Source organism: Rhizomicrobium electricum (assembly GCF_011762045.1).
GTDB classification, from domain to species: domain Bacteria; phylum Pseudomonadota; class Alphaproteobacteria; order Micropepsales; family Micropepsaceae; genus Rhizomicrobium; species Rhizomicrobium electricum.
The window spans coordinates 176,557-189,235 of the sequence record NZ_JAASQS010000004.1 but is presented as its reverse complement, the minus strand read 5'-3'; the positions used below and the strand labels follow the sequence as shown (position 1 = coordinate 189,235).

Sequence of the window (12,679 nt, the reverse complement as noted above, 5' to 3'; positions counted from 1 at the left end):
GGGAAGGGGGACCTGGTGGTGACTCAAATTCGGTGATGAAGAACACGCGAGGATCACGTCAAGCAGCGGGCCCATTTTAACACCTGGGTCCCCTTCCCTCGCCCGCGCGGATGGCGTTGTGCCAAACCACAGACGGTGTGCGCGCGGGCTCGCCGGGGATGACAGGTAGGGTTTGCTACTCCCTGTTGCCCTTCTTCACGAACGTCCTTGGAAAGCTGATCGTGGCTTTCAGGCCCGGAGCATTGTCGCCGAGAGTAAGCTTGGCTTCATGCATGCGGGCGACGGCGGCGACCAGCGACAAACCGAGACCGGTGCCCGGCGAGTTGCGACTCTTTTCGAGGCGGACAAAACGTTCCAGTACGCGGGTCCGGTCCTGAACCGGAATGCCGGGACCGTTGTCGGCAACGCAGAGATCGATACCGGCCGGCGTCTCAGTGGCGGCGACCCAGATATGGCCGCCCGACGGCGTATACTTGATGGCGTTGTCGATCAGGTTGGCGAGCGCCTGACTGACGAGACTGCGATTACCTTCGATGGTGAGCACACCGGACGGCGCTACCTCCAGCACGATTTCCTTTTCCTCGGCGAGCGGGGCATAGAGGTCAGCGATGTCGGCCACGATGGCGGACAGATCGACGGCGCTCATGCTGCCGCGGGTCATGCCGGAATCGGCTTCGGCGATCAGCAGCAGCGCATTGAAGGTGCCAATCAGCCGGTCGGTTTCGGCGATGGCGGAATCGATATCGTCGAGATGCGGGTCCTCGGGCGAGAGCTTACGCTGCATGTCCTCGAGCCGGTTGCGCAGGCGATTGAGCGGCGTGCGCAAGTCGTGCGCCACCGAATCCACCACCTCACGCATGCCCTTCATCAGCCGCTCGGTCCGCTCCAGCATGACGTTGAGATTCTCGGCGAGGGTGTCGAACTCGTCACCGGCCGGCGTGATCGGCACGCGACGGGAGAAATCGCCGGCCACGATCTCGGAGCTGGTCCGCGTAATGGTATCGAGACGACGCAGAATGTTCCGGCTCAAGAGAACGCCACCGGCGATGCCGAGCAACAGCATCAGGCCGATGGTCCACGGAATGGTGGTGAAGAACTTCTTGCGCGAGTACTTCTGGTCGGTGACATCGCGCGCCACCAGAAGAATGTAGCCGCCGGGCAGCGTGAAGCCTTCGCCGCGCGCGGTACGGGTCACGGTTTCGCTCTGCTGAGCCCGCTGGTATTCGAACTCGAAGAAACCGCCGACCGATTTGGCGGTTTCCGGAATGCCGAGAAGATTGCCGGCCAGTACTGCGCGGCTGGGGCTTTCGAGATAATAGATGCCGCTGCCGTGCTGGGCGACACGGCCGTTGATGACGTCGGAAAGCCCGATGACGCCGAGGCGCAGATAGGTATCGCGCAAACCGGCGACTTCGGCTTCGATGGTCTGATCGGTTTGGGCGTCGAGCGCGCGCTGCGAGTTCCACCAGGTGAACGCCACCAGCGCGGTCGCCGTCACCGCGTAGAAAAAGACAAAAACCAGGGTAATGCGGAAAGCCTGCGTGTGCAGGACCCGCTGCGCCCAATGCAGGAATGCGCTATTTCGCAGCACGGATCATGTAACCCGCGCCGCGGACCGTATGCAGCAACTGCGCCGAGAAGCCCTTGTCGATCTTGGCTCTCAGACGCGAGATGTGCACGTCGATCACGTTGGTTTGCGGATCGAAGTGGTATTCCCACACGCTTTCGAGAAGCATGGTGCGGGTCACCACCTGGCCGGCATGGCGCATCAGATATTCCAAGAGCCGGAATTCGCGCGGCTGAAGGTCGATGGCCTGGCCTTCGCGCGTCGCCGTGCGGGTCAAAAGATCGAGTTCGAGCTCGCCGACCGCAAGCTTGGTCTTGACCGCCGCCGGCGCCCGCCGCCGCATCAAGGCATCGATGCGGGCGAGCAGTTCGACGAACGCGTACGGCTTGGTGAGGTAATCGTCGCCGCCGGCCTTGAGGCCCTTGACCCGGTCATCCACCTCCGACAGCGCCGACAGGAACAGCACCGGCATGGTGTTGCCGTGCTCGCGCATCTCAGCCACCACGTTCAAGCCGTCCAGCTTCGGCAGCATCCGATCGATAATCGCGCAATCGTAGGGACGAGACAGCGCCAGCGTCAGCCCGGTGTCGCCATCGGCGGCATCGTCGACCACATGGCCGGCTTCCTTCAATCCGTTTACCAGATAGCGCTGCGCCTCAAGATCGTCTTCCACGACGAGGATGCGCATCCCAGCCTCCATTCAAACAGTGAAAAGGGTCCGCACCGGCAGCAGTAACGGGGGGAGGGCCACCGCCGCCGGCGCAGGGGCCGGACCTCACCCCCGATGGGATGAAGCCCGGAACGAGAACTCACGTCCGATCGATCGGAACCGCGACGAAGTGCGGCGTACCGTCGGTCGAGACCAACAACAGAACACTCTTCTGGCCGGCCGACTTCGCAGCCGCGACGCCCTTCTCGACGTCCTGCGGCGAATGCACGGCCTTGTTGCGGATCGACACCACCACGTCACCGGGCTGCAAACCTTGCTCGGCGGCATTGGAGTCCGGATCGACCTGGGTAACGAGCACGCCTTGAACGCTTTCGTCGAGGTTGTAGGCACGCCGTACTTCCGGCGTCAGCGCGCTGAGACCGAGACCCATCGCCTTGCCGGTCGCCGTGACGCCCGCGGGAGCGCCGCTCTGCGGATCGAAATTGGCCGCAAGCTGGGTTTCCTTGCGCACGCCGATGGTGATGTTGACGGTCTGACGCTGGCCATCGCGCAGGATCGTGAAGGCCGCTGCCTTGCCGGCGGCCAGCGAGGCTACCCGGCGGGTCACGTCATGCGCATCGGCGACATCCTTGCCGTTGATGGCGACGATCACGTCGCCCTGGCGCACGCCCGAACGGGCCGCAGGGCTGTCGGGCACGATAGTGGCGACCAGAGCGCCCTTGGGATCGCTGAGCCCGAGCGACGACGCGATTTCCGGCGTCACCGGCTGGATCTGCACGCCAAGCCAGCCGCGGGAGACGCGGCCATGCGTCTCCAGCGCCGCAACCACATCCTTGATGGTCGAGGACGGGATGGCGAAGCCGATGCCGATCGAACCGCCGGTGGGCGAGAAGATCATCGAGTTCATGCCGATCACCTGACCGCGCAGGTCGAAGGTGGGGCCGCCCGAGTTGCCGCGGTTGATCGGCGCGTCGATCTGGATGAAGTCGGTATAAGGCTGCTCGGCATTGCCGATGTCGCGGCCGATCGACGACACGATACCGGCCGTAACGGTGTTCGAGAGACCGAACGGATTGCCGACGGCCACGACCCAATCGCCGACACGCAGGGCGCGGTCATTGCCGAATTCGACGGTCGGCAGCGGCTTGTCGGATTTGACGCGAAGCAGTGCGACGTCGGTCGCCGGATCGGTACCGACCAGCTTGGCGTCAAAGGTACGCCCGTCGGGCAGCTTGACCTTGATCTTGGTGGCGCCGTCGACGACGTGATTGTTGGTAACGATCAGGCCGTTCTTGTCGATGATGAAGCCCGAGCCCATCGAAGTCGCCTTGCGGACCTGCGGCTTCATCTGCGGCATACCGCGGCCGCCGAACTGGCGGAAGAACTCGCGGAAGCCATCCGGCATATCGCCGCCTTCGGCTTGAGCCACCTTCTCTTCGGCGGTGACGCTGACCACGGCCGGGCTCACCCGCTCCACCAGATCGGCGAAGCTGAACGGGGTGCCGTTCTCCATCATCCGCGGCGGGGCGGCGGCGCTGCCGCGCTCCGGCGCCTCATAGCGGGCAGCCGTTCCAACATCGGCCGAACGATCGGGCAGGAGCGCATAAGCTCCGAAACTGACGAGGATCACCGCCGCGGCTGCCGATCCGGCCAGCACCGCCTTGTTGCGCTTTACGTATGCCATGACCTGCTCTTTGTTCATTGGTCCTACTCTCCATCACCGTGGAGCATGATTGAGATACGACCAAAAGCTTGCCTGATTATTGCCTGTTTATGACAAATAGGCAATGCTTCTGCCGCGGTCACTGCCGCCCGGATGTTTCCTGCCAGCGGCCCTCGCGCTTTAGCGCGTCAACCACCTCCGGCGGCATGTATTTCTCGTCATGCTTGGCCAATACCTGCGAAGCCTCGAAGGTCCCGGTTCCATCAAGCTTGCCGATGGCGACCACCCCCTGCCCTTCGCGGAACAGGGCGGGCAGATCGCCTTCATAACGCACAGCCACAGTGGACCGGCCATCGCCGACCTTGAACCGCACCAGCGGCCCCGGCCCTTTGCGAATCGACTGCGCCTCCACCAGTCCGCCCACCCGGAAGGCCACGCCGGACGGTACGTGCTTCGCGTAAACCTCGGACGGACCGTAGAAATAAAGGACATTGTCCTTCAGCGCCGCAATCGACAGGGCGGCCGCGCCCGCCCCTCCGGCCACAAGGGCGAGGACGAAAGCAAGGCGACGGCGTTTGCGGGCGTTCATGCGGGTTCTTTGAGGATCGGGGCTCAACTATACTAATCAGACGCGGGCCACAGGGGGAAATCGGGATGTTCCGCTTCGTAGCGCTTGTCGCCGCCGTGATGCTGGCCGGATGCAGCGAGGTTTCCACCCAATACCCGGTCGGTTCGACCACCGGCCTGGCGCCCGATCCGGCGTTGATCGGCACGTGGTGGCCGCACGATGAGAAAGGCGGCGCCCTCGTACGCACCGCCGATGGCAAACGCGGCGGCTACGTGCATGTCCTTCCGACCCGTGAAGGTCCGTTCGAGATCGTCGTGGTCTCGCTACCGGCCAAGCCCGGCGACACTGGCGATTACGCTGTTTATCGAGCATCGAGCGGCCGGGCGGGCGAAAACCGGTTCCTCAATGTCGTGATGCTTGCGCCTGCTGGAGAGACACCCCAGACGCTGCCGAAACACGGAACGTCACCGGTACTCTACCGCTTCGAAGCGAACGGCGATCTCACGATTTTCAAACTCGACATCGACAAAGTGGCAGCGGCCGTAAAAGCGGGCCGCATCGCCGGCAACGTCGAAAAACACACCTATACCGCCGACGGCAAAGAGTACGAGGGCACGCCCGACGTGCGCATTACCGCCGATCCGGCCGCGCTCGACGCGTTTTTCGCCAAGCCGACCGCGATCGACCTGTTCGAAAAGATCGGCGTGCTGACGAAGGCGGAGTGATCTGCCGTTCAGTGCTGCGCGAGATGGAAGATCTCTTGCGCCAGGCCGGTGTTGTACTGCAGTCCGTCGAGCGTCAGGGTCAGCCGGTGCGGCCAATCGGTCCGCGCCAGGTTCTTGCGCGCCAGCGCGTTCCACACCGCCTCGTTGAACAGGCCCGTGGTGTCCTTGGTCGCCACGACGGCGTTGCCGAGATGGAAATGATCGCCATGCGGCTGCGGGAACCGAGTGATGGTGATCTCGCCGTTGGCTTCGCGGGCGGCGAAGTCCGGCAGGCTGGCCAGCCCCTGCAGAATGGTCAGGGTGCGAAGCTGAAGCGGATTAAGTTTGAGCGGATTTGTTTTCGGCGGCATTGGCTTCCTCGTGCGCGGACGCCCAGTGTGGTGAAACGATACCTTCCGGAAGCGAACCGCCACGCGGCGGCGTCTTCGCCATCCGGACGACTGGTCCGAGGAATTCGAACCAGCCGTCCTTCGTTTCGCACGATTGCAGATATTGGTCGAGTCCGGTGAACGGCTCGAAGACTTCCGGGACCACGGCAGCGTCAATCCGGCCCAGGGACGACAGCCACGCCGCGGTCGCAGCCAGCGAAACCTCAACATGCCAGCTGCCGCCTTCGCGGATCCGGCGGAGCAGCGCGGCCAGCACCCCCACCGTCCCCAGCACGCCGGTCAACGTCGCCAGCACCGCGCCGGGCAGCAGTTCGGGCTGGTTGGCGCCGCCGTGACGCGCCGCCATGAACGCGCCTTGCTCGCTCGCAAGGCCGGTGGCGGCCTCGACGGTTTCCTCAAACCCGCGCCGCGCCGCCCACGGTCCTTCGAACCCGTAGGCCGAGATCGAAACGGAAATCATGCCCGGCGCCAGATGGGCGAGCGCGGCAGGCGAAAAGCCGAGCGCCGTCAGCGCCCCCGGACGGTAGGAGTCGACAAACACATCGGCACTGCGGGCCAGCCGCCGCAGCGCTTCCGCCGCCGACGGCTCGATCAGGTCGAGATTCGTCTGCCGCTTGCCTGCCGCGTAGATGTCATCGAGAACGCCGGCCGACGGCAGGCGTCCGGCCGCCACCGACAGCACTTCCGCGCCGTGCTCCGCCAACTGCCGCGAACACAACGGCCCGGCCACGGCGCGCGTCAGATCGAGCACCTTGAGGCCGCCGAGCGGCACCGCACTGTCGGCGAGGCGCAGCGGCGGACCGGGCGCCACATTGGTCAAGACGATCGGCGTCAGCGCGAGACGGCCGGGAATCCAGCTGCGCCACTCGTTCTCGCTGCGCACCATCGCCCCGCAAAGCCCGAGAAAGCCGAGCGCATCTTCGAGCGCCAGCGCATTCCATTTGGAGACCGCCTCCATCACCGACGCCTTCGTATCATTGGCATTCAGGAGATCGAGGGTGCGCAGTTTGAGGTGCGGGAAACCGCCGTTGAGATGCAGCCAGCGTCCGTCGACGCTCTGATAAAAGCCGGTGACGGCGGACGGCGGCAGCATCGGACGGACCGCCGTGCCGTTGAGCTTGTATTCCGGCACCACCATCGCGGCGGCCGCCTTCAGATCGACGCCGACCTCCTGTTTGTCGCCGCCGCGAAAGCGCCAGATCTCGGCCGCAGCGGCGCCGGCATATCCCAAGGCCGCCGCCATCGCCGTCGCGATCCGGAAGGGCGACGGCACAAGCGCTTCGGAACCGTCGAACGCCGGCATCGCCAACGGCGCAATACCGGCGGAGCGGACGAGAGATTCAAACGCAGCTTGCGGCGTCATGGCGATCTCCGTGCGCCAGTGTTAGACCCGGTTGCGAATGGCGACAATCGCGCCACACGCGGAGGCGTTCGGATTATTCCGCGGCCATCACGCCGCAAGACACTGCGCCCCCGCCGCCTTGCCGCGACGGCGCAGGAAATCCGCTTCCGACACATCAAACAGGAGCTGGGTCAATTCGAGTACCAGCTGGAACTGGTGTTCGACGTTTTCGCGCCGCGGCCCTTCCGCCGTGCGCAACTCCTTCAAAAGATCTTCGGTGTAGCTGCGAACATAGAGGCACGCCTCGTCGAGCGCATCCTGATGCTTGGCGCCGAACGAGCCGGGCCCCGCCAAAAGCCGGGTCCGCGATATCACCTTGGCGTAGCGCAAAGCGCGGTCGATGCGATCGGGATCGACGGGACGGCTGAAATCGGGAACGCGCGGCCCTCCGGAATAGCCGGCCTTGTGCGTCGGCAACGCCCCGGCGATCTCCTTCGGCGCTTTTTCCATGAAGGTCTCCATGACCTCGCCGACGGCCGCGCGATCCTTCAGCAGCCGCTGACCCCAGCGGCTGGTACGCAGAATCTCCACTTCCTTGACGATGGCGGCCGAAATTTCGGTGAAGGAGGCCAGATGGGCGACCAGCCTATCGGGATCGAAATGCGGATGGCGGATGTTCATGATCGCGGTGCGCGCGTCTTCCATGTCGGAGAACAGAACGTCCCCCGCCAGTCCCATGTCGGTCGAGGAAATCAGGGCGTCGTGCGTCTGACGCGCCACCAGAAGCGCCAGCTTCAAAGCCTCCCACGGCTTGGCCAGCCGCCGCATCGCCACCACCGAGACGTACGGCGCGGCATCGATGTTGGTCTCGGATACGATGTCGAAAATCCGCCTGAGACCCCAGAGCAATTCCTCGGTGAGGACCGGCGTCGGCTTGGGCAGCAGCGCCTGCACCGACATCATCGCACTGCCGGATTGCACCACCTGCGCAATATCGACGGCATCGGCGGCAACCATGTCTCCGCCCAGCGCGGTCGCCGCGGCTTTGCGGTTCTTGACCAACTCGGCAACCATGGCGGCACCGGCAATCGGCCAAAATCGCTCCGCCCGCTCCAGCGCCTTGCCGTATCGCCCGGTCAGTGCGCACGAGCGAATGTCGGAGGCATATTTCGCGGCTTCGGCGGGAACGACGGTGTTGCTCACCCAATGCCAGACCGGCACCACATGCGCCCGCAAGATGCGGCCCTTCTGTTTTTCCGGACGCGGCGTGTTGACCAGAAGGTCCTCGAACGGAATGCAAAACAGACGCAACGGCGTCGGCGTGCGCCGGCGCGAATCATCGCTGCGCAGAATCGGACGCAAGCCTTCGAGAATGAGATCATGCGGCAGCAACGATCCGTCGGCGAGCCGGTCAAGTTCGACGGCCGTCGCCAGACGCGCAGCAATGTCCTTCGGCAAAGCGCCGAGGAACGACTGCAGCAGCGATATTTTCTCAGGCGACAGCATGCAGAACCCAAGGGTATCCGGCGGTCAGCCTACAGACTTAGTATTAATGGGCGATTTCCGACCAGAATAGCCGGGATTAGGCCAAAGCCGGAAGCGTCAGAGCAGCCGAAAGACCGCCCAATTCAGCCTTCCCCAGTGATAATCCCCCTCCGTATAACTTGGAGATATCCCGAACAATCGACAGGCCGAGCCCGGATCCCGGCACGGATTCGTCCAGCCGCTCGCCCCGGCTCAGCTCCCGGCCGAGGTCTTCGGGAGCCAGACCTGGCCCGTCGTCTTCCACCACCAGACGGAAACTGCGCCCCTCGAGGCGGACCGCCGCGACCGTGATCCGCGACCGCGCCCATTTGCAGGCATTGTCCATCAGATTGCCGGCCATTTCTTCGAGATCCTGGCGCTCGCCCCGGAAGCAAATCTCGTCGGGACAGGTGACGGCGATGGCAATGCCGCGCTCGGCATGGATCCGGCGCAGCACGCGGGCCAGATCCTCCAGCACCGGTGCGACCGGCGTGCGGTTGCCGAGCACGTTGAGGGCGCCTGCGGTGCGGGCCCGCGTCAGATAATGATCGACCTGCCGGCGCATCACCCCGACCTGCTTCTGCACCGCATCGGCGAGCGGACCCGGCGAAGCTTCGGCTTCGGCAGCGAGCACGGTCAGCGGCGTCTTGAGGAAATGGGCGAGATTGGAAACGTGGGCGCGAGCCCGCCCCACCACTTCCGAAGAATGCTCGATCAGGCTGTTGAGTTCGGCCGCCAGCGGCGCGATCTCGGCCGGAAAGCGTCCTTCCAGACGCTGGGCGGAGCCGTCGCGGATGCGCGCCAGCGATTGCTGGACTTGGCGCAGCGGCAGCAGGCCGACCCGTACCTGGATGAAAACGGCGGCGACGAAGCCGAAGAACAAGACCGCGAACGACCAGAAGATGGTCGAATTGAATTCCTTGACCGCGGCATCGACGCTGGCGGTATCGCCCGCCACCATGAAGGTGTAGGCGCGAAAGTCATTCGGATTGCGGGTCGCCCGCACCGGAAATTTCGCATGCTTGACGAGGACGCGCAGTTGCTGATCGAGCGGGCCCTCGGCGTAGCCCCACGATCCCCCCGGACCCCGCTTGAGATCCTGCGGATGCAGGGTGTTGTCGAACATCGACCGCGATACCGTCACCGGCAAGCCTTCGGTTTCGATCTGCCAGTACAGTCCCGAATAGGCGCGCTCGAAGCGGCGATTGAGGTACTGCGCCCGCATGGTGATGGAGCCGTAGGCATCGGGCTCGGCCGCCGCGATCAGGCCGTCGAGATCGGTCTGCAGCGTGGCGTCGAAATTGTCCCGCATCGCCAAGCCGAACGTCTCCGACAGCACCCAGCCGCCAGCCGCCAGCCCGAGCGCCGCCCACACGGCGGCCGCCAGGATCAGCCGGCCGGCCAGCGAACGGGGCCCGCGCCGGGAGAGATTAATCTTTGCGAGGAGCGTTCGGATCGTCGAGGCAATACCCAAGGCCGCGTACCGTCTGAATGAGATCGGCCTCGAGCTTCTTGCGGAGCCGGCCGACGAAGACTTCGATTGTATTCGAGTCGCGATCGAAATCCTGATCGTAAAGATGTTCGACCAGTTCGGTGCGCGATACCACCTTGCCCTTGTGATGGGCGAGGTAGGACAAGAGACGGTATTCGAGGCTCGTCAGCTTGACCGGATTGCCGTCGAGCGTGACTCGGCTCGAGCGCGTGTCGATGGTGAGCGGCCCGATCTCGATTTCGGACGTCGCGATTCCCGCGGCGCGCCTCAGCAGTGCCCGCACCCGCGCCAGCAACTCCTCGGTATAGAACGGCTTGGCGAGATAATCGTCGGCACCGGCATCGAAACCCGCCACCTTGTCGCTCCAGCGGTCGCGCGCGGTCAGGATCAGAACCGGCATGGTCCGCCCCGATTTGCGCCACTTCTGCAGCACCGTGACGCCATCCATCTTGGGCAGGCCGAGATCGAGGATCACCGCGTCATAGGGCTCGGTATCGCCGAGAAAATGGCCTTCCTCGCCATCGAGCGCCTGATCCACCACATACCCCGCATCGGTCAGCGCCTTCTTCAACAGGCGCTGCAGATCGGCATCGTCTTCAACAAGCAAAATTCGCATGACTCATCCACCAGGACGGCGATGTCCGCCGCCGCGATCATCATTACCACGTCCGCCGCCGCCGCGACCGCCCCAACCGCCTGAGTTGTCGTGTTTGCCTTGGTTGCCGCCGCGGTCACCCCAATTGCCGCCACGCCCGCCTTGGTTGCCGCCCCGGTCGCCTTGGTTGCCACCACGGTCGCCCCAGCCGCCTTGACCGCCTTTGCCGCCGCGATCTCCCCAGCCACCACCTTGGTTGTCACGGTCGCCCCAGCCGCCTTGGCTGCCGCCGCGACCTCCCCAGCGGCCGCCCCGGTCGCCATCACCGCCTTGATTGCCGCGATCACCCCAGCCCGAGCGCCCGCCGCTGCGATTGCCCCAACCGCCCTGGTTGTCGCGATCGCCCCAACCGCTCGAGCCGTCGCGATCACCCCAGCCGCCGCGGTCATTATCCTGCCAGTTGTTGCGCGGGGTGCCGCCCCAGCCGCTGCCGCGGTCACCGTCATCGCGGGAGCGTCCGCGGGAGGAACCCGGCGGCACACCACCGAGAACGCGCCCGTTCTGCGCATCGACGCTGAACCAGATGATGCGGCCGTCCGGGGTCATCCATTTGAGACGATAGCTGGCTTGGCCGTCGGGCCCGAAAAACGGGCCTTCCGCATCATAGAACGTGCCGGGAACCGATTGGCGTACATGCGGCAGAACACGATCGAGCGACCCGCCGCGCCGGTCCTGTGCCAGGCCCGGAAACGCGAGCGCGAACATCAACAGGGAAATGAGCCACCGCGCGCGCATGTTTCTTTCTATAGCCCCGAAGACATGAACCCCCCATGAACGTCCCATCCACGGCCCGTTCAGCCAGACCATTCTAGTCTGCCTTTCATCAAATCGGCGCAAGAACTTTCGCCGACGCTATTTCGGGGGCCGAATGGCCCAATAGGGAGACGACGATGAAGATCAGCAAATTTCTTTTGACGGCCGCTGCCGCTGCCATTCTGGCCACCACCGGTGCCGTTGCCTATGACCGCGACCGCGACGGCCGCCCCGACCATAGCTGGGCCGAACGCCACGACCGCGACGGTTATAATGATGCCTGGCGCGGACGCCCCGGCTGGCATTGGCGCGACGACCGCGGCGGCTGGCACAACGATCGCGACCGCTATTGGCGCCATGGTTACGGCCGTTATGTCGGCGCGGACCGGGTTTATTTCGAACTGCGCCGCAATCACTACAATCGCTGGGATGGCGCGCCGTACTGGTACCAGGGCCGCTATGTGATCCGCAGCTACGACCGCTTCGGCCGGCCGGTGATCGTCGAAGTGAATCCCTATACCGGCCGGTTCATCGGCGTGATCCGCTTCTGATGATTTGACCTCTTGAGCCGTGCGGGCCGCAGTCCGCCCCTCCCTGCAGGTTTGTACGGCGATCAAGCGAAGGCCCGTGGAAGTCCCACCACGGGCCTTCGGCTTTGATACAGATCAATACAATGTTTCAGACCCGGCCTGCGCTACCGATGGTAGACAATGCAACGAGCGGATTCTTTTGGGGATTCATCCAATGAAATCGACACTGATGCTTCTGGCCGGCGCGGCGGCGCTGGCGTTTGCGAGTGCGTCTGCCGAACCCCCGCACGGGCAGAACTGCCCGCCGGGCCAACAGCATTGCCAGAACAACGGACCGCAAGGCGGCCACGACCAGATGAACGGCCCCGGAAAAATGGGCGGTCCCAACAAGATGGGCGACCGCAATCAGATGGGCGGCCCCGGCACCATGCATCCCGGTTCGATGGGACCCGGACCCAAACCCGGTCCGATGATGGGCGGGCCTGCGCCAAAATCCGGCCCGGCGTTCAAGGGCGGTCCCGGCTGGAACAACAATGCCACCGACTGGCATTGGCAGGACAATCGCGGCGGCTGGCATCGCGATCACGACCGCTATTGGCGGCCCAATTTCCGCGGCGGTTTCGTTCCGCGCGACCGGCTGTTCTTCGTATTGCGCCAGCACAGCTTCAATCGCTTCGACGGCGATCCCTACTGGTTCCGCGGCCATTTCGTGGTCCGCACCTTCGACCGCTGGGGCCGTCCGATTATGGTCGAACTCAATCCGTATACCGGCGAATTCATCGGCGTCATCCGGCCCTGACC

General features: G+C 64.5%; 13 protein-coding genes. 3 read left to right on the top strand and 10 right to left on the bottom strand.

Annotation, left to right across the window (positions count from 1 at the left end):
• Positions 1-175: 175 nt before the first annotated feature.
• The 4 genes from FHS84_RS09020 to ccmE all read right to left on the bottom strand — a co-directional run bounded on the left by FHS84_RS09020 (position 176) and on the right by ccmE (position 4,489).
• Positions 176-1,591, bottom strand: coding sequence for an ATP-binding protein (locus FHS84_RS09020; protein ID WP_166933189.1), 1,416 nt, complete (start codon positions 1,589-1,591; stop codon positions 176-178).
• Entirely contained in the window at positions 1,578-2,255 is a 678-nt protein-coding gene (locus tag FHS84_RS09015; RefSeq protein ID WP_166933187.1) for a response regulator transcription factor, read from the bottom strand. Before FHS84_RS09015 ends, FHS84_RS09020 begins: the two co-directional genes overlap by 14 nt.
• 121 nt (positions 2,256-2,376) lie before the next feature.
• A complete protein-coding gene (locus tag FHS84_RS09010) occupies positions 2,377-3,921 on the bottom strand; it encodes a DegQ family serine endoprotease (RefSeq protein WP_166933185.1) in 1,545 nt (514 codons plus the stop codon).
• Positions 3,922-4,039: 118 nt separating this feature from the next.
• Positions 4,040-4,489: a cytochrome c maturation protein CcmE gene (gene ccmE, locus FHS84_RS09005; protein WP_166933183.1), complete on the bottom strand. Its 450-nt coding sequence runs from the start codon at positions 4,487-4,489 to the stop codon at positions 4,040-4,042.
• A gap of 65 nt (positions 4,490-4,554) precedes the next feature.
• Between ccmE and FHS84_RS09000 the strand changes: the two genes are divergently transcribed.
• The gene (locus FHS84_RS09000; RefSeq protein ID WP_166933181.1) at positions 4,555-5,193 is read left to right on the top strand and encodes a hypothetical protein; all 639 of its coding nucleotides are present in this window, start codon (positions 4,555-4,557) and stop codon (positions 5,191-5,193) included.
• 8 nt (positions 5,194-5,201) lie between these two features.
• Here FHS84_RS09000 and FHS84_RS08995 read toward each other — a convergent pair whose 3' ends face one another.
• The 6 genes from FHS84_RS08995 to FHS84_RS08970 form a co-directional block, all read right to left on the bottom strand.
• On the bottom strand, positions 5,202-5,543 hold the full coding sequence (locus FHS84_RS08995) for a hypothetical protein (RefSeq protein ID WP_166933179.1): 342 nt from the start codon (positions 5,541-5,543) through the stop codon (positions 5,202-5,204).
• Entirely contained in the window at positions 5,512-6,945 is a 1,434-nt protein-coding gene (locus FHS84_RS08990) for a CoA transferase (RefSeq protein WP_166933177.1), read from the bottom strand. The genes FHS84_RS08995 and FHS84_RS08990 overlap by 32 nt, the downstream gene beginning before the upstream one ends.
• An 87-nt stretch (positions 6,946-7,032) precedes the next feature.
• Positions 7,033-8,430 carry a hypothetical protein gene (locus FHS84_RS08985; protein ID WP_166933175.1) on the bottom strand — a complete coding sequence of 466 codons (1,398 nt, stop codon included), beginning with the start codon at positions 8,428-8,430 and terminating at the stop codon, positions 7,033-7,035.
• 76 nt (positions 8,431-8,506) lie between these two features.
• Complete coding sequence (locus FHS84_RS22225) at positions 8,507-9,823, bottom strand: ATP-binding protein (RefSeq protein WP_166933173.1); 1,317 nt, start codon at positions 9,821-9,823, stop codon at positions 8,507-8,509.
• Between the two features lie 55 nt (positions 9,824-9,878).
• Positions 9,879-10,556, bottom strand: coding sequence for a response regulator transcription factor (locus FHS84_RS08975; RefSeq protein ID WP_166933171.1), 678 nt, complete (start codon positions 10,554-10,556; stop codon positions 9,879-9,881).
• 3 nt (positions 10,557-10,559) lie between these two features.
• Entirely contained in the window at positions 10,560-11,330 is a 771-nt protein-coding gene (locus FHS84_RS08970) for a PepSY domain-containing protein (protein WP_166933168.1), read from the bottom strand.
• A gap of 155 nt (positions 11,331-11,485) precedes the next feature.
• Here FHS84_RS08970 and FHS84_RS08965 point away from each other — a divergent pair, with 155 nt between their 5' ends.
• Together FHS84_RS08965 and FHS84_RS08960 are read left to right on the top strand one after the other, a co-directional pair.
• The gene (locus FHS84_RS08965; RefSeq protein ID WP_166933166.1) at positions 11,486-11,899 is read left to right on the top strand and encodes a hypothetical protein; all 414 of its coding nucleotides are present in this window, start codon (positions 11,486-11,488) and stop codon (positions 11,897-11,899) included.
• Positions 11,900-12,092: 193 nt separating this feature from the next.
• On the top strand, positions 12,093-12,677 hold the full coding sequence (locus tag FHS84_RS08960) for a hypothetical protein (RefSeq protein ID WP_166932828.1): 585 nt from the start codon (positions 12,093-12,095) through the stop codon (positions 12,675-12,677).
• Positions 12,678-12,679 lie beyond the last annotated feature (2 nt).

What these genes read in the sequence shown, in the direction of transcription:
- FHS84_RS09015 (WP_166933187.1), bottom strand. Translation starts at nt 2,255, where the DNA reads ATGCGCATCCTCGTCGTGGAAGACGATCTTGAGGCGCAGCGCTATCTG.
- FHS84_RS09010 (WP_166933185.1), bottom strand. Translation starts at nt 3,921, where the DNA reads ATGGCATACGTAAAGCGCAACAAGGCGGTGCTGGCCGGATCGGCAGCC.
- ccmE (WP_166933183.1), bottom strand. Translation starts at nt 4,489, where the DNA reads ATGAACGCCCGCAAACGCCGTCGCCTTGCTTTCGTCCTCGCCCTTGTG.
- FHS84_RS09000 (WP_166933181.1), top strand. Translation starts at nt 4,555, where the DNA reads ATGTTCCGCTTCGTAGCGCTTGTCGCCGCCGTGATGCTGGCCGGATGC.
- FHS84_RS08995 (WP_166933179.1), bottom strand. Translation starts at nt 5,543, where the DNA reads ATGCCGCCGAAAACAAATCCGCTCAAACTTAATCCGCTTCAGCTTCGC.
- FHS84_RS08990 (WP_166933177.1), bottom strand. Translation starts at nt 6,945, where the DNA reads ATGACGCCGCAAGCTGCGTTTGAATCTCTCGTCCGCTCCGCCGGTATT.
- FHS84_RS08985 (WP_166933175.1), bottom strand. Translation starts at nt 8,430, where the DNA reads ATGCTGTCGCCTGAGAAAATATCGCTGCTGCAGTCGTTCCTCGGCGCT.
- FHS84_RS08975 (WP_166933171.1), bottom strand. Translation starts at nt 10,556, where the DNA reads ATGCGAATTTTGCTTGTTGAAGACGATGCCGATCTGCAGCGCCTGTTG.
- FHS84_RS08970 (WP_166933168.1), bottom strand. Translation starts at nt 11,330, where the DNA reads ATGCGCGCGCGGTGGCTCATTTCCCTGTTGATGTTCGCGCTCGCGTTT.
- FHS84_RS08965 (WP_166933166.1), top strand. Translation starts at nt 11,486, where the DNA reads ATGAAGATCAGCAAATTTCTTTTGACGGCCGCTGCCGCTGCCATTCTG.
- FHS84_RS08960 (WP_166932828.1), top strand. Translation starts at nt 12,093, where the DNA reads ATGAAATCGACACTGATGCTTCTGGCCGGCGCGGCGGCGCTGGCGTTT.